This is a genomic window from Angustibacter aerolatus (assembly GCF_054776675.1).
Map to the genome: position 1 here is coordinate 1 of NZ_BAAHBM010000004.1, position 14,540 is coordinate 14,540.

Annotated in this window: 16 protein-coding genes and 2 tRNA genes; 14 read left to right on the forward strand and 4 right to left on the reverse strand. The window is 73.0% G+C overall.

Features of this window, described 5'->3' with window-relative positions; genetic code table 11:
• From ACYVI6_RS01805 to ACYVI6_RS01840, 8 genes are all read left to right on the forward strand, one after another.
• Window positions 1–426: DciA family protein (locus ACYVI6_RS01805; RefSeq protein WP_460444729.1), on the forward strand; the 426-nt coding region annotated here is incomplete at its 5' end.
• Window positions 427–676: 250 nt separating this feature from the next.
• Window positions 677–2,794 carry a DNA topoisomerase (ATP-hydrolyzing) subunit B gene (gene gyrB, locus ACYVI6_RS01810; protein ID WP_460444730.1) on the forward strand — a complete coding sequence of 706 codons (2,118 nt, stop codon included), beginning with the start codon at window positions 677–679 and terminating at the stop codon, window positions 2,792–2,794.
• Window positions 2,795–2,846: 52 nt separating this feature from the next.
• Complete coding sequence (gene gyrA / locus ACYVI6_RS01815) at window positions 2,847–5,546, forward strand: DNA gyrase subunit A (protein WP_460444731.1); 2,700 nt, start codon at window positions 2,847–2,849, stop codon at window positions 5,544–5,546.
• Entirely contained in the window at window positions 5,543–6,061 is a 519-nt protein-coding gene (locus ACYVI6_RS01820) for a DUF3566 domain-containing protein (RefSeq protein ID WP_460444732.1), read from the forward strand. Before gyrA ends, ACYVI6_RS01820 begins: the two co-directional genes overlap by 4 nt.
• 69 nt (window positions 6,062–6,130) lie before the next feature.
• A tRNA-Ile gene (locus ACYVI6_RS01825) sits at window positions 6,131–6,204 on the forward strand.
• A 98-nt stretch (window positions 6,205–6,302) separates the two neighbouring features.
• Window positions 6,303–7,751 (forward strand): sialidase family protein, encoded by a 1,449-nt coding sequence (locus tag ACYVI6_RS01830; RefSeq protein WP_460444733.1) that lies wholly within the window; start codon window positions 6,303–6,305, stop codon window positions 7,749–7,751.
• A gap of 57 nt (window positions 7,752–7,808) precedes the next feature.
• Window positions 7,809–7,925 (forward strand): DLW-39 family protein, encoded by a 117-nt coding sequence (locus tag ACYVI6_RS01835; protein ID WP_460444734.1) that lies wholly within the window; start codon window positions 7,809–7,811, stop codon window positions 7,923–7,925.
• A 7-nt stretch (window positions 7,926–7,932) separates the two neighbouring features.
• A tRNA-Ala gene (locus ACYVI6_RS01840) sits at window positions 7,933–8,005 on the forward strand.
• A 13-nt stretch (window positions 8,006–8,018) separates the two neighbouring features.
• Here ACYVI6_RS01840 and ACYVI6_RS01845 read toward each other — a convergent pair.
• From ACYVI6_RS01845 to ACYVI6_RS01855, 3 genes are all read right to left on the reverse strand, one after another.
• Window positions 8,019–8,906 (reverse strand): hypothetical protein, encoded by an 888-nt coding sequence (locus ACYVI6_RS01845; protein ID WP_460444735.1) that lies wholly within the window; start codon window positions 8,904–8,906, stop codon window positions 8,019–8,021.
• A 1-nt stretch (window position 8,907) separates the two neighbouring features.
• Window positions 8,908–9,363: a FecR family protein gene (locus ACYVI6_RS01850; protein WP_284288933.1), complete on the reverse strand. Its 456-nt coding sequence runs from the start codon at window positions 9,361–9,363 to the stop codon at window positions 8,908–8,910.
• Between the two features lie 125 nt (window positions 9,364–9,488).
• On the reverse strand, window positions 9,489–10,406 hold the full coding sequence (locus tag ACYVI6_RS01855; RefSeq protein WP_460444736.1) for a hypothetical protein: 918 nt from the start codon (window positions 10,404–10,406) through the stop codon (window positions 9,489–9,491).
• A 91-nt stretch (window positions 10,407–10,497) separates the two neighbouring features.
• Between ACYVI6_RS01855 and ACYVI6_RS01860 the strand changes: the two genes are divergently transcribed.
• Both ACYVI6_RS01860 and ACYVI6_RS01865 read left to right on the forward strand, forming a co-directional pair.
• The gene (locus ACYVI6_RS01860; protein WP_460444737.1) at window positions 10,498–11,019 is read left to right on the forward strand and encodes a peptidylprolyl isomerase; all 522 of its coding nucleotides are present in this window, start codon (window positions 10,498–10,500) and stop codon (window positions 11,017–11,019) included.
• 22 nt (window positions 11,020–11,041) lie between these two features.
• Window positions 11,042–11,911: a rhomboid family intramembrane serine protease gene (locus ACYVI6_RS01865; RefSeq protein WP_460444738.1), complete on the forward strand. Its 870-nt coding sequence runs from the start codon at window positions 11,042–11,044 to the stop codon at window positions 11,909–11,911.
• Between the two features lie 67 nt (window positions 11,912–11,978).
• Here ACYVI6_RS01865 and ACYVI6_RS01870 read toward each other — a convergent pair whose 3' ends face one another.
• Complete coding sequence (locus tag ACYVI6_RS01870) at window positions 11,979–12,227, reverse strand: cell division protein CrgA (protein WP_284288929.1); 249 nt, start codon at window positions 12,225–12,227, stop codon at window positions 11,979–11,981.
• Between the two features lie 39 nt (window positions 12,228–12,266).
• Here ACYVI6_RS01870 and ACYVI6_RS01875 point away from each other — a divergent pair, with 39 nt between their 5' ends.
• The 4 genes from ACYVI6_RS01875 to ACYVI6_RS01890 are packed head-to-tail and all read left to right on the forward strand — an operon-like array spanning window position 12,267 to window position 14,538.
• The gene (locus ACYVI6_RS01875) at window positions 12,267–13,073 is read left to right on the forward strand and encodes a DUF881 domain-containing protein (protein ID WP_460444739.1); all 807 of its coding nucleotides are present in this window, start codon (window positions 12,267–12,269) and stop codon (window positions 13,071–13,073) included.
• A complete protein-coding gene (locus tag ACYVI6_RS01880) occupies window positions 13,070–13,747 on the forward strand; it encodes a class E sortase (RefSeq protein ID WP_460444740.1) in 678 nt (225 codons plus the stop codon). Before ACYVI6_RS01875 ends, ACYVI6_RS01880 begins: the two co-directional genes overlap by 4 nt.
• Window positions 13,748–13,756: 9 nt before the next feature.
• Window positions 13,757–13,915 (forward strand): hypothetical protein, encoded by a 159-nt coding sequence (locus ACYVI6_RS01885; RefSeq protein ID WP_460444741.1) that lies wholly within the window; start codon window positions 13,757–13,759, stop codon window positions 13,913–13,915.
• Window positions 13,912–14,538: an aminodeoxychorismate/anthranilate synthase component II gene (locus ACYVI6_RS01890; RefSeq protein WP_460444742.1), complete on the forward strand. Its 627-nt coding sequence runs from the start codon at window positions 13,912–13,914 to the stop codon at window positions 14,536–14,538. Before ACYVI6_RS01885 ends, ACYVI6_RS01890 begins: the two co-directional genes overlap by 4 nt.
• The last annotated feature ends 2 nt before the right edge of the window (window positions 14,539–14,540 follow it).

Genomic DNA, 14,540 nt, shown 5'->3' on the forward strand with positions numbered 1-14,540 from the left:
CCGGTGCGGCGCCGGCGCATCGCCGGGGAGCGCGCGGGCGGGGCGAGCGGCGCAGCGGCCCGGGACGACGACCGCGAGCCGGCGGCGTTCGGCGCCGGGCTCGACCGGCTGGTCGCCGAACGTGGCTGGGGGGTCGACCTGGCCGTGGGCGGCGTGATCGGGCGCTGGGCGCAGGTGGTCGGCATCGAGGTCGCCGCGCACAGCACGCCCGAGTCGTTCGAGGAGGGCGTGCTCGTGGTGCGGGCGGACTCGACGGCGTGGGCGACCCAGCTGCGGCTGCTCGCGCCGACCCTGCTGCGCCGGCTGGCGGAGGAGCTCGGCGAGGGCGTGGTCGACCGGTTGCAGGTGCTCGGGCCGTCGGCGCCGTCCTGGCGGCGGGGTGCCCGGACCGTGCGCGGGCGGGGTCCGCGCGACACGTACGGGTAGCCGACGCATCCCGTCCGGCGGTTTCGCGTCAGGGGTTGTCCACCTGGTTGTCCCCAGCCTGTGGACAGAGACCGGGTGCTCGTGCGATGCCGTCCTGGCCGTCTGGCGACCCGTGCGACGTGTGGGGACACGTCCGGCACCCCGGCAGCGCGTGTGGCCCACCGTCCCGGGCCGTCTACGGGTAGACTGGACGCATCTCGCGGCCGTCGACGGACGGCCGCGCTTCGTGCCCAGCGAGGAGCCTGACCACGTGCCCGACCTGAACCCGGACGACACCACCGCGCCGACGCCCGACGAGACCCCGACGGGCCCGGTCGTCGACCGCGACGAGCTGGTGCCGCTCGACCCGGAGCGCGAGGCGCCGAGCCTCGCGTCCAACGACGTGACGTACGACGCGAGCGCCATCACGGTGCTCGAGGGGCTCGAGGCGGTGCGCAAGCGCCCCGGCATGTACATCGGCTCGACCGGGCCGCGCGGCCTGCACCACCTGGTCTACGAGGTGGTTGACAACTCGATCGACGAGGCGATGGCCGGGCACGCGACCCGGGTCGACGTCACGCTGCAGGCCGACGGCGGCGTGCGCGTCGTCGACGACGGTCGCGGCATCCCCACCGACCTCATGCCGGGCGAGAACCGCCCCGCCGTCGAGGTGGTGCTCACGGTGCTGCACGCTGGCGGCAAGTTCGGCGGCGGCGGCTACGCGGTGTCGGGCGGTCTGCACGGCGTGGGCATCTCCGTGGTCAACGCGCTGTCGCACCGGCTCGACGTCGCGGTGGCGCAGCGCGGTCACGTCTTCCGCCAGTCCTACGCCGACGGCGTGCCCCAGGCGCCGCTCGAGCAGGGCGAGGAGACCGACCGCACCGGCACCACGGTGACGTTCTGGGCCAACCCCGAGATCTTCGAGACCGTCGAGTACGACTTCGAGACGCTGCGGGCGCGCTTCCAGCAGATGGCGTTCCTCAACAAGGGCCTGACCATCACGTTCACCGACGAGCGCCTCGGGCACGGCGAGGACGAGGACGGCGACCCGACCGAGGTCGGTGACGCCGGCGAGGCGGGTGGTCCGCACCGCATCGAGTACCGGTACGAGAACGGCCTGGTCGACTACGTGCACTACCTGAACTCGGCGAAGCGCACCGAGCTGGTGCACCCCGAGGTCATCGCGTTCGAGAGCGAGGACCGCAACCGGATGCTGTCGCTCGAGATCGCGATGCAGTGGACCGGCGCGTACTCCGACTCGGTGCACACCTACGCGAACGCGATCAACACCCACGAGGGCGGCACCCACGAGGAGGGTTTCCGTGCGGCGCTGACCGGGCTGATCAACCGCTACGCGCGGGAGAAGGGCCACCTCAAGGAGCGGGACGACAACCTCAGCGGCGAGGACATCCGCGAGGGCCTCACCGCTGTCGTCTCGATCAAGCTCGGCGAGCCGCAGTTCGAGGGCCAGACGAAGACGAAGCTCGGCAACACCGAGGCCAAGGGCTTCGTGCAGCGCGTGGTCACCGACGGGCTCGGCGACTGGCTCGAGCGGCACCCGAACGAGGCGCGCGAGATCATCCGCAAGTCGGTGCAGGCGGCGGCCGCCCGCGTGGCCGCCCGCAAGGCGCGCGACGCGACCCGCCGCAAGGGCCTGCTCGAGTCGTCGTCGCTGCCCGGCAAGCTCAGCGACTGCCAGTCGAACGACCCGGCGCGGTGCGAGATCTTCATCGTCGAGGGCGACAGCGCCGGCGGGTCGGCCAAGGGCGGCCGCGACCCGATGACCCAGGCGATCCTGCCCATCCGCGGCAAGATCCTGAACGTCGAGAAGGCCCGCATCGACCGGGTGATGGCCAACACCGAGGTGCAGGCGCTGATCTCGGCGTTCGGCAGCGGCATCGGCGAGGACTTCGACGAGAACAAGCTCAGGTACCACAAGATCGTGCTGATGGCCGACGCCGACGTCGACGGCCAGCACATCCGCACGCTGCTGCTGACGCTGCTGTTCCGGTTCATGCGGCCGCTCATCGACGGCGGGTTCGTCTACCTCGCGCAGCCGCCGCTGTACCGGCTGAAGTGGAGCCAGGGCGAGCACGACTTCGTGTACTCCGACCGCGAGCGCGACGCCGTCATGGCCGCCGGTCTCGCCGCCGGGCGCAAGCTGCCCAAGGACAACGGCGTGCAGCGCTACAAGGGCCTCGGCGAGATGAACGCCAAGGAGCTGTGGGAGACCACGATGGACCCCGACCAGCGGGTGCTGCTCCAGGTGACGATGGAGAACGCGGTCGAGGCCGAGCGCACCTTCTCCGAGCTGATGGGCGAGGACGTCGAGCCGCGCCGCGCGTTCATCCAGCGCAACGCCAAGGACGTCCGCTTCCTCGACATCTGACCGCGCCAGGCGCGGTCCCGGTCACCCCGACGGTTCGATCAGAAGGACACCAGTGAGCGAGCAGCCCCCCACCCCCACGGTCGGCCCGGACCACGAGATCGACCTGCGGGTCGAGATGCAGCGCTCGTACCTCGACTACGCGATGAGCGTCATCGTGAGCCGGGCGCTGCCCGACGTCCGCGACGGCCTGAAGCCGGTGCACCGCCGGGTGCTCTACGCGATGTACGACGGTGGCTACCGGCCCGACCGCGGCTACAACAAGTGCAGCCGCGTCGTCGGCGACGTGATGGGGCAGTACCACCCGCACGGTGACAGCTCGATCTACGACACCCTCGTGCGGCTCGCGCAGCCGTGGTCGCTGCGGTACCCGCTGGTCGACGGCCAGGGCAACTTCGGCTCGCCGGGCAACGACCCCGCCGCCGCCATGCGCTACACCGAGTGCCGGATGGCGCCGCTGGCCATGGAGATGGTGCGCGACATCGACGAGGAGACCGTCGACTTCGCGCCGAACTACGACGGCAAGACGCAGGAGCCGGCGCTGCTGCCGTCGCGCTTCCCGAACCTGCTGGTCAACGGCAGCAACGGCATCGCGGTCGGCATGGCCACGAACATCCCGCCGCACAACCTGCGCGAGGTCGCCGACGGCGTCCAGTGGTACCTGCAGCACCCCGAGGCCGATCGCGAGCAGCTGCTCGACGCGCTGCTGGCCCGGGTGCACGGGCCCGACTTCCCCACCGGCGCCTACATCATGGGACGCCGCGGCATCGAGGACGCCTACCGCACCGGCCGCGGGTCGGTCACGATGCGGGCGATCGTCGAGGTCGAGGAGATCCAGAACCGGCAGTGCCTGGTGGTCACCGACCTGCCGTACCAGGTGAACCCCGACAACCTGGCGCTGAAGATCGCCGAGCTGGTCAAGGACGGCAAGATCGGCGGCATCGCCGACGTCCGCGACGAGTCGAGCTCGCGCACCGGCCAGCGGCTGGTCATCGTGCTGAAGCGCGACGCCGTCGCGAAGGTCGTGCTGAACAACCTCTACAAGCACACCCAGCTGCAGGACAACTTCAGCGCGAACATGCTCGCGCTGGTCGACGGCGTGCCCCGCACCCTGTCGCTCGACGGGTTCGTGCACCACTGGGTCGAGCACCAGATCGAGGTCATCCAGCGGCGCACCCGCTACCGCCTCCGCAAGGCCGAGGAGGAGGCGCACATCCTGCGCGGCCTGCTGAAGGCGCTCGACGCGCTCGACGAGGTCATCGCGCTCATCCGCGCGTCCGCCACGGTCGAGGACGCGCGCGAGGGCCTGATGGGGCTGCTCGACATCGACGAGCTGCAGGCCCGCGCGATCCTCGACATGCAGCTCCGCCGCCTCGCCGCCCTCGAGCGGCAGCGGCTCACCGACCGGTTCGACGAGCTGCAGCGGCTCATCACCGAGTACCAGGCGATCCTCGACTCGCCGGCCCGCCAGCGCGAGATCATCGGCGAGGAGCTCGCCGGGATCGTCGACAAGTACGGCGACGCGCGACGCACGGAGATCCGGCCCTTCGACGGCGACATGTCGATGGAGGATCTGATCCCGGAGGAGGACGTCGTCGTCACCATCACCCGCGGCGGCTACGCCAAGCGCACCCGGGTGAACGAGTACCGCTCGCAGCGGCGCGGCGGCAAGGGCGTGCGCGGGGCGCAGCTGCGCGGCGACGACCTGGTCGAGCACTTCTTCACCACGACGACCCACCACTGGCTGCTGTTCTTCACCAACCTCGGGCGGGTCTACCGGGCGAAGGCGTACGAGCTGCCGGAGGGCGGCCGCGACGCCAAGGGCCAGCACGTGGCCAACCTGCTCGCGTTCCAGCCCGGCGAGCAGATCGCCCAGGTGCTCGACCTGCGCGACTACGAGCAGGAGCCGTTCCTCGTGCTGGCCACGAAGGCCGGCCTGGTGAAGAAGACCCGGCTCACCGAGTACGACTCGAACCGCAGCGGCGGGCTCATCGCGATCAACCTGCGCGCCGACGGCGAGGGCCTGAGCGACGAGCTGGTCTCGGCTCGCCTCGCCTCGGGCGACGACGACCTGCTGCTCGTCTCGCGCAAGGGCCAGTCGGTGCGGTTCACCGCGAACGACGACGCGCTGCGCCCGATGGGCCGGGCGACGTCCGGCGTCACCGGCATGAAGTTCCGCGGCGGCGACCACCTGCTGGCGCTCGACGTGGTGCACGACGACGAGACCCCCGACGTGTTCGTGGTGTTCGAGAACGGCCTCGCCAAGCGGACGCCGGTCGAGCAGTACCGCGTGCAGGGTCGCGGCGGGCTCGGCATCAAGGTCGCGAAGCTCAGCGACAAGGGCGGCGACCTGGTCGGCGCGCTGCTGGTGGGCGACGAGGACGAGGTGCTCGTCGTCATGGAGAAGGGCAAGATCGTCCGCTCGCGCGTCGACGAGGTGCGCCGCACCGGCCGCGACACCTCCGGTGTGAGCTTCGCCCGGGTCGACCGCGGCGACGCCATCATCGGCATCGCCCGCAGCACCGAGCGGCTGGTCGAGGAGGCCGCCGACGAGATCGCCGAGGAGCAGGCCCGCGAGGAGGTCGCCGAGGTGGGCGCTCGCGTCGAGGGCGCGGTCGACACGGTGGCCGACCAGCCGGTCGACGACACGGTGGCAGACGACCCGATGCGCGATGGCGTACCGTCGTCGGTTGACGACCTGCCCGCCGGCACGGCGGACGAGGGCGACGTCGAGCCCGGAGGTGAGGAAGGGTGAGCACACCCGACCAGGCGTACGGAGGCGGTGCCCGGCAGTACGCGACGGGCGGCCAGACCACGACGGCGCCGTCCGCCGGGTACGCGCAGGCCGGTCAGCAGGCCGGCGTGCAGCAGGCCGAGACCACGGCCCGTGCCGTCCGCGGCGGTCCCCGCAAGGTGCGCCTCACGCTGTCGCGGGTCGACCCCTGGTCGGTCGCCAAGATCGGCTTCCTGCTCTCGGTGGCCATCGGCATCGCGTTCGTGATCATGATCGGCGTGCTGTGGACCATCCTCGACGGGATGGGCGTCTTCGCCGACATCGACCGCACGGTGCGCACGGTGCTCGGCGAGAACGGTGGCAGCACCTTCGACCTCATGCAGTACGTCGGGTTCGGCCGGGTGCTGTCGCTGGCGACGGTGATCGGCGTCATCGACGTCTTCCTGCTCACCGCCCTGACCACGCTCGGGGCCTTCCTCTACAACATCTGCTCCGCGCTGGTCGGCGGCGTGCAGCTCACCCTCACCGACGACTGATCCGGTTCGCGTGGCGTCCGGCCGCTGGGGTAGTCTCGTGCGTCGGACCGAGCGCCACGGCGGTCCTCCGGGCCTATAGCTCAGTCGGTTAGAGCGCTTCCCTGATAAGGAAGAGGTCACAGGTTCGAGTCCTGTTAGGCCCACCGCACCCGAGAGCCCCGACCGATGACGGTCGGGGCTCTCCGCATCTGTTCATCTTCGTCGGGCTCATCCCGCCGGCCAGGTGGCCGATGCTCAGTGAGTGCCGCGTCTGCCTCGTCTCCTGACCGCCGCCCTCGCCGGGGCGCTCACCGCCGCCGGCCTGGTCGCCGTGGCGCCGTCGCCTGCGCAGGCGGCGACGTCCTGCACGTGGACGCCGTTCCGCAGCAGCCCGGCCGCGAAGCGCTGGTACCGCATCCCCTCGGTGGTGCGCACCGGCAGCGGGGCCCTCGTCGCGTTCGCCGAGCGCCGCGACCGGGTGCTCGGCGACGACGGCGACTTCGACGTCGTCACCGCGCGCTCGACCGACGGCGGCTGCACCTGGAGCGGCGCGCGCGCCATCGGCGACGACGGCCCGAACCGGGTGTCGAACCCGGTGCCCGTGGTCGACGCCGCCACCGGCCGGGTGCTCGTGCTGTCGGTCGTGACGCCGCGCGCCGGCGGGCGGGCCGCGCACAAGGGCCTGCACGTGCAGACCAGCCGCGACGACGGGCGGACCTTCTCGGCGCTCGGCGCCCCGGTGCGGCCCAGCGGCACCTACCGCGGCGGGCTGACCGGCCCCGGGCACGCCGTCCAGCTCACTCGCTCGCACGTCGGGCGCATCGTCGTCCCGCTCGGGTACCGCACGTCGGCCGGTCGGTACGGCGCGTACGGCATCTACTCCGACGATCACGGTGCGACGTGGCGCACCGGGTACGACCAGCAGGACACCACCGGCCGGGCGCGCTTCATGGAGGGCACCGTCGCCGAGCAGTCCGACGGGTCGCTGTTCATCAGCTACCGGTTGCAGGGCGACGGCGCGGCGGCCGGGACGGCACGCCAGCACGCGCTGTCGACGGACGGCGGCCAGACGCTGCGCCGGCGCTTCACCCGCTCATCGCTGCCGATCGTGACGGTGCAGGGCAGCGCGCTCGCCCTGCCGTCCGGGCAGCTGCTCTTCTCCGCACCCGCCGACCGGACGCCGACGCTGCGGCGGGACATGACCGTCTTCAGCAGCAGCACCCGGGGTTCCACGTGGAACCGGGGCTACCAGGTCGAGCTCGAGAGCACGCCCGGCTCGTACTCGGACCTCGTCCTGCTCGACGCGCGCACCGTCGGCATCCTCTACGAGACCGGGACGAGCACCTGGAAGGAGCGCATCCGCTTCCGCCGCCTCGCGATCGCGCAGCTCACGAAGCCGACGAAGGTCCCGTCCACCACCAGGGTCAGCCGCTCCACCCGGCCGACCCGGGCGACGTCGCGTGCCCGCGTGAAGGTGACCGTCACCGTCCGCGGCATCCACTCCCCGCCCGGCCGCGTCACGGTGACGGCGAAGCGCGGCTCCGTCACCCGGACGACGTCGGTGCGACTGACGTACAGCAACCGCGGCCTGCGGGTGCTCACCCTGCCCCGGCTGCAGGCCGGGAGCTGGAGGCTGTCGGTGCGGTACGGCGGCACCGGTCGCATCGCCGCCTCGACCCGGGCGGCAGGCACCCTGAAGGTCGTGCGCTGACCGGCGACCGGCTGGCGGTACGATCAGCTGTCCGTCCACGACCTGCGGAGGTACCCCGTGAAGAAGCTGCTGCTCGCGGCCGCCGCCGGCGTGAGCGCCTTCGCCGTGTGGCGCCGGCTCGAGGCCGACAAGGCCGAGCAGGCCCTGTGGGCGGAGGCCACCGACTCGATCTGAGTCACCCGGGGGCGTGGCGCAATTGGTAGCGCACCTGCTTTGCAAGCAGGGGGTTAGGGGTTCGAGTCCCCTCGCCTCCACCCGGAGCGTCGGTCAGTCCCGGCGGATGGTCACCGGCTGACCGTCGTCGTAGCGGTTGTCGTCGGCCACGAGCGGCGTCGACGTCGGCACGGTGGCGGCACAACCCGGCACCGACGAGCGGCGGCCGAACAGGTTGTCGCTCACCACGAGACCCTCGATCGGCCCGCGGCCCTTCTCCGCGACGTTCACCGTGCAGGCGCCGCCGTCGAGCCAGTTGCCCGTGAGCTCGAGGTCGCTGGTCACCCCGACGTCCTGCGTCACCTGCAGCGCGGAGTTCGCCCCGCCGTCGATGACGTTGCCGATCAGCCGGATGCCGGTCCCCGCCTGCACCTGCACGCCGTCGTCGTGGCTCGGCCCGCCGCCCTGCCCGGGGTCGACGGCGTAGTGCCGCAGGTCGTGCAGCCAGCTGGCCGTCACCGTGGTGCCCGGCCCGTGCACCACGACGGCGTCGACCACGCCGTGCACGTCGAGGCGCGTGGCGGTGAAGCCGTACCCCTTCAACCCGTCCACGTGCACCGACGGGTGGTCGGGTACCAGGTCGAGGTCGGTCAGCTGCACGCCCGGCGCGGTCGACGACACCAGCGCCCGGTTGGCCCCGAGGTCGTCCGTCAGCCCGCCGCGGACGCGGGAGCGCTGCAGCGTCACGCCGGCGGCGTCGATCCGCACGAAGCCGTGCACGTCGAGGCCGTCGACGACCTGGCCCGGCGTGCTCAGGTTCAGGTCGCCCTCGTGCACGCGCAGCGGGGTCCCCGCCGGTACGCCCGTGGTCCCCGGGCCGGGCCGCCCGCTCGTGACGGGCGGGGGCGCGGCTGAGCGGACCGGTGCCGGGTCGACCGCGGTGCAGGCGCTGAGGGCGAGCAGCACCAGGCCGAGCGCGACGACCCCGCGGGGCAGGCGCACCTCAGCCCATCCCCTGGTCGACGACCTGCCACGCGCCGTCCGGCCCGACGGGCTGCAGCGTGTAGCCCCACGAGGTGTCGCCCGGGGCCATCGACCCGTCGTCGTGCAGCCGCCGCCAGGTCAGGTCGAACGACACCCCGACGCCGACGCGCGTCCCCTCGAAGCTCGTGCCCAGCACCCTCGGGTGCCGCGCACTGGCGACGTCCCGGCACCAGCGCCGCGTCCACGAGCGCTCCTCGGGCACGGTGAGTCGGCGCACGGTGTCGCAGTCGTGGGCGTCGAGCGCGTCGAGATAGGCGAGCACCACCTGCTCCGGCGTGGCGCCCGCGGGCGGGACGGCGACCGTCCTGGTGCGGGGGGACGGCGCGAGGTACCAGACGAGCGCGCCGCCCAGCGCGATGACGACCGAGGCCAGCAGGCAGCGCGGCACCCACCAGCCGAGTCGACGTCGCCGCACCGCGCGAACGTATCCCGCGGCGGCGACGGGCGTCCGGCGCTCGACCGGGCCTGCGCAGGTTCATCACACACGGGCCGGCACGACGAAGGCCCCCACCGGATCGGCGGGGGCCCTCGTCGAGGCGCTCAGCTGCGGTCGGAGCGCTCGACCTCGTCGATCGGGTCGGTCAGCGGGTCGGGCTTGGTCTCGGTGATCGATCCGGCCGCGGCCGAGTCGACGGTCAGGCCCGGGACGTCGGGGTCGGCGGTGCTGTTGCCCGCGCCGCCGAGCGCGTCGCTGGCGTCGCCGTCGGTGAGCTCGACGGGTGCCGCCGCCGTCTCGGGGCCGGTCTCGATCGTGTCCACGGCGGCACCGGCCGCCGTGGTGTCGGTCGGGATGCCGACCGGGCTGCCCACGGGGGCCGAGGTGTCGTACGCCGGGGGCACCGCCCACGGGTCGTCCTGCGGGCCGCGGCGGCGCAGCACCGCGAAGCCGGCGGCACCGGCGGCCGTGATGGCGGTGAGCACCAGCAGGGTGCGGCGGGCACGCCCCTTCTTCTTCGCGACCTTCTCGCCCTTGAGCACGGCCACGGCGTCGCCGCCGCGGCTCTTCGCGGCACCACCGGCGGCGGCAGCCGCACCGGCACCGGCGACACCGGCGGTCGCGGCGGCGTTGACCGCCTCGACCAGGCGGGGCAGGAGGTCCTCGACGAGCTTGTCGCGCGCGGTGTCGACGACCGGGGCGACCCGCTCGACGGCGGCCTCGACCTTCGGCGCGGCGGCCTCGAGGGCGTGGTCGACCTTGGGCGCCGCCCAGTCACGCGCGTCCTTGGCCTTCGGCGCGGCCCAGGCGGCGGCGGTCGTCGCGGCGGCGGTTGCGGCCGGCACGGCCCACTCGCGCGCGGTGCTGGCAGCGTCGCGGGCCGACGAGGCGGCCGTGGTGGCGGCGTCGGTCACGGCGGGCGCGACCTTCGTCCGCAGCTGCTGCGAGACGGCGCTCGTGGCCCCGGCCGCCTGGGCCTTCGCGCGGTCGGCTCGGCTGGTCTTGAACACGTGCCCTCCCATGGGTCGCTCGGATGGCCTCTGGCCACGGCAAGCACCCATCCTGCCCCCATCCGCCTCGGCGTGCCCACCCGGGCCGTGGGAGGATGTGGGGATGGACGCGACGCTGCACACCAACCACGGCGACATCGCCATCGAGCTCTTCCCGAACCAGGCCCCGAAGACGGTGGCCAACTTCACCGGTCTCGCCGACGGGTCCAAGGAGTGGAAGGACGAGCGCACGGGTGAGCAGAAGTCCGAGCCGTTCTACGACGGCAAGACCTTCCACCGCATCATCCCCGGCTTCATGATCCAAGGCGGCTGCCCGCTGGGCACCGGCACCGGCGGCCCGGGCTACACCTTCGACGACGAGATCCACCCCGACCTGTCCTTCGACCGCCCGTACCTGCTCGCCATGGCCAACGCCGGCAAGCGCATGGGCAAGGGCACCAACGGCTCGCAGTTCTTCGTCACCGTCGCCCCGACCGCCTGGCTGACCGGCAAGCACACCATCTTCGGCGAGGTCACCGACCCGGCCAGCCGCGCCGTCGTCGACGAGATCGTCGCCGTGCGCACCGGTGCCGGCGACCGTCCGACCGAGCCCGTGGTGATCGAGTCCGTCACGATCAACCAGTAGTCCCCGGCACCGACGGCGCACCGTGACGCAGCCCGCGGCGCAGCAGACCGAGCCGGTCTGCCCGCGTCACCCCGACCGGGTCACCTACGTCCGCTGTCAGCGGTGCGAGCGGCCGGCCTGCCCCGAGTGCCAGCGGCAGGCGGCCGTCGGCGTCCAGTGCGTCGACTGCGTGCGCGAGCAGGCGCGGGCCAGCCAGCAGGTGCGGACGGTGCTGGGCGGACGCGCGGTGCGGGGGCGACCGGTCGTCACGCTGACGATCATCGGCCTGTGCGCCGCCGCCTTCCTGGCGCAGCTCGGGCTCGGCGTCACCGACCGGTTCGACCTGTGGATCGTCGCCGTGCGGTCGGAGCCGTACCGGCTGCTGACCTCGGCGTTCCTGCACAGCACGAGCTTCGTGCCGCACATCCTCTTCAACATGTGGGCGCTGTACCAGGTCGGGCCGGCGCTCGAGCAGGTGCTCGGTCGCGCCCGCTTCGCCGCCCTCTACCTGGTGTGCGCCCTGGGCGGGTCGGCGGGCTACCTGCTGATGGTCGCCCGCGGCGCCGACCCCGAGTCGCTGAACCAGAGCGCGGTCGGTGCCTCCGGCGCGGTCTTCGGGCTGTTCGGGGCGCTGCTCGTGGTGCAGCGCCGCCTGGGCCGGGCCGACACCGGCCTGCTCAGCATCATCGGGATCAACCTGGTCATCGGCTTCGTCGTGCCCGGCATCGCCTGGCAGGCGCACCTCGGCGGTCTGGCGACGGGTGCCGCACTCGGCGCCGTGCTGGCCTACGCGCCGGCCAGCCGGCGGGCCGTCGTCCAGTGGTCGGGCACCGCGCTGGTGCTGCTCGTCGTGCTCGCGGTGACCTGGGCGAAGGTGCTGAGCCTGCCGCAGTTCCCGTTCAGCATCGGCTGACCCCCGTCGTCCACAGGGTTCTGCACACCCTGGGGACGAATGACAGCCGTGTAACCAGGCCGCCGGCCTAGCGCCAGCGGGTGGCCATGATGAAGCCGGCCATGATCACGCCGAAGCCGATGACGACGTTCCAGGCGCCGATGCCCGGCACCGGGTACTCCTGGTTCGAGGCGTAGAACACCACGATGTAGGCGAGCCCCAGCACGAGCAGGGTGACCATCACGGGGGCGTACCAGGGCGGGCTGGACGGCGCCGCCTTCGCCTTGCGCGGGGGCGGCGTGAAGTCGCCCTGCTTGCGGGTCCTGGATTCGGGCACGCTCACTCCTCGTCGGTGGTCCGCCTTAGGATAGGGGGTGTGACGACGGTCGTGGCACGGCTGCGCGCGGGGGCGCGGCGGCTGCGGCCCCGGCGGCCGTCGGCGTGGGGTGCGCTCGTGCCGGTGGTGTTCGCCGCCGCGGGGCTGCTGGCCACCGCGAGCGCGCAGACCGCGCGCGGCACCGACCTGCGGTCGGTCGGCCGCACCGACACCGTCGACCTCATCCGCGAGCAGCAGCACCGGGCGGACGTCGAGGAGGCGCAGGTCGGCAGGTTGCGCCGCGACGTGCAGGCGCTCACCGAGCGGGCGGCGCCGGCCGGCTCCGAGCTCGAGCGGCTGGGCGCCCAGGGCACCGCGGCCGCGCGAGCCGCCGGCACCACGCCCGTGCGCGGGCCGGGGGTCACCGTCACCCTCGACGACGCCCCGCACGACGGCGGCGTGCCCGACGGCTTCACCGCCGACGACCTGCTCGTGCACCAGCAGGACGTGCAGGCGGTGGTGAACACGCTGTGGGCCAGCGGCGCCGAGGCGATGATGCTGATGGACCAGCGCGTGGTGTCGACCAGCGCGGTGCGGTGCGTCGGCAACGTGCTCATCCTGCAGGGCCGCGTCTACTCGCCGCCGTACGTCGTGCGCGCCGTCGGCGACCAGGCCGCCATGCTGCGCGGGCTGCAGTCGGCGCCCTCGCTGCAGGTGTACCGGCAGTACGTCGACGCCGTCGGGCTCGGCTACCGGGTCGCCGCGCCCCGCTCGGTCACCGTGCCGGCGTTCGACGGCTCGTTGCAGCTGCAGCACGCCGAGGTGCCGTCCGCGGCCGGCTCGGCGTCGTCGGCGGTCACCTCGTGAGGGTGGTGCGCGGCGCCGTCCACGGCATCGGCGAGCTCTGCATCACGCTCGGCGTCGTGCTGCTGCTGTTCGTGGTCTGGCAGCTGTGGTGGACCGACATCGCCGCCGGCCGGTCGTCGAACCGCAGCGTGCAGTCGCTCGAGCAGCAGTGGCAGGCCCCGCCGAAGCCCGGCGTCACCACGGCCCCGGTGAAGGTGCGCGAGCTGCCGCTGGGCGACGCCTTCGCGCTGATCCGGGTGCCGCGGTTCGGCAAGGACTACGTGCGCCCGATCATCCAGGGCGTCGAGCTGTCGGTGCTCGACCGCGGCGTCGGGCACTACCCCGACAGCGCCGATCCCGGTCAGGTGGGCAACTTCGCCGTCGCCGGGCACCGGGTCACCTACGCCAAGCCGTTCAACCAGATCGCCGAGCTGCGCGACGGCGACGCGGTCGTCGTCGAGACCGCGAGGACCTGGTACGTCTACAAGGTCTACGGCCACCGGGTCGTGACGCCCGACCGCGTCGACGTCGTCGCGCCGGTGCCCGAGCACCCCGGCCGCAAGCCCACCGAGCGCATCATGACCATGACCGCCTGCCACCCGAAGTACTCGGCGCAGGAGCGCTACGTGGTGTGGTCGCGCCTCGACCACACCATCGACCGGTCGACCGGCGGCGTGCCGGACGAGCTGCGCTAGGAGCGACGCGTGTACCCCTGGATCTGGCGGCACCTGCCCGGCCCCGCGCCGGTGCGGGCGCTGCTCGTCGTGGTCGTGCTCGCGGCCGCCGTGCTCGCGCTCTTCCAGTACGGCTTCCCCGTGCTGGCTCCGCTCATGCCCTTCAACGACGGGACGGTGTCGCAGTGACCGCACGGGTGCTGGTCGTCGACAACTACGACAGCTTCGTCTTCACCATCGTGGGCTACCTGCGCCAGCTCGGCGCCGAGTGCGAGGTGGTGCGCAACGACGCGATCACGCCCGCCGACGGCGCCGGGTACGACGGGGTGCTGCTCTCCCCCGGGCCGGGCACCCCCGAGGACGCCGGGGTGTGCGTCGACATGGTGCACGCCTGCGCCGAGCGCGGGCAGCCCATGCTCGGCGTCTGCCTCGGGCACCAGGCGCTCGGCGTCGCGTACGGCGGCGTCGTCGACCGAGCGCCCGAGCTGCTGCACGGCAAGACCAGCCAGGTCGAGCACGACGGCGCCGGGGTGCTGCGCGGCCTGCCGACGCCGTTCACCGCGACCCGCTACCACTCGCTGACCATCGAGCCGGCGACCGTGCCCGACGAGCTCGAGGTGACCAGCCGCACCGCCAGCGGCGTCGTCATGTCGGTGCGGCACCGCGACCTGCCGCTCGAGGGCGTGCAGTTCCACCCCGAGTCGGTGCTCACCGAGGGCGGCCACCGGCTGCTCGCGAACTGGCTCGAGCAGTGCGGTGACGCCGAGGCGGTCGAGCGGTCGGTGGGCATGGCCCCCCTCGTGCGCCGGTAGCG

What these genes read in the sequence shown, in the direction of transcription:
- ACYVI6_RS01855 (WP_460444736.1), bottom strand. Translation starts at nt 10,406, where the DNA reads ATGGGAGGGCACGTGTTCAAGACCAGCCGAGCCGACCGCGCGAAGGCC.
- ACYVI6_RS01860 (WP_460444737.1), top strand. Translation starts at nt 10,498, where the DNA reads ATGGACGCGACGCTGCACACCAACCACGGCGACATCGCCATCGAGCTC.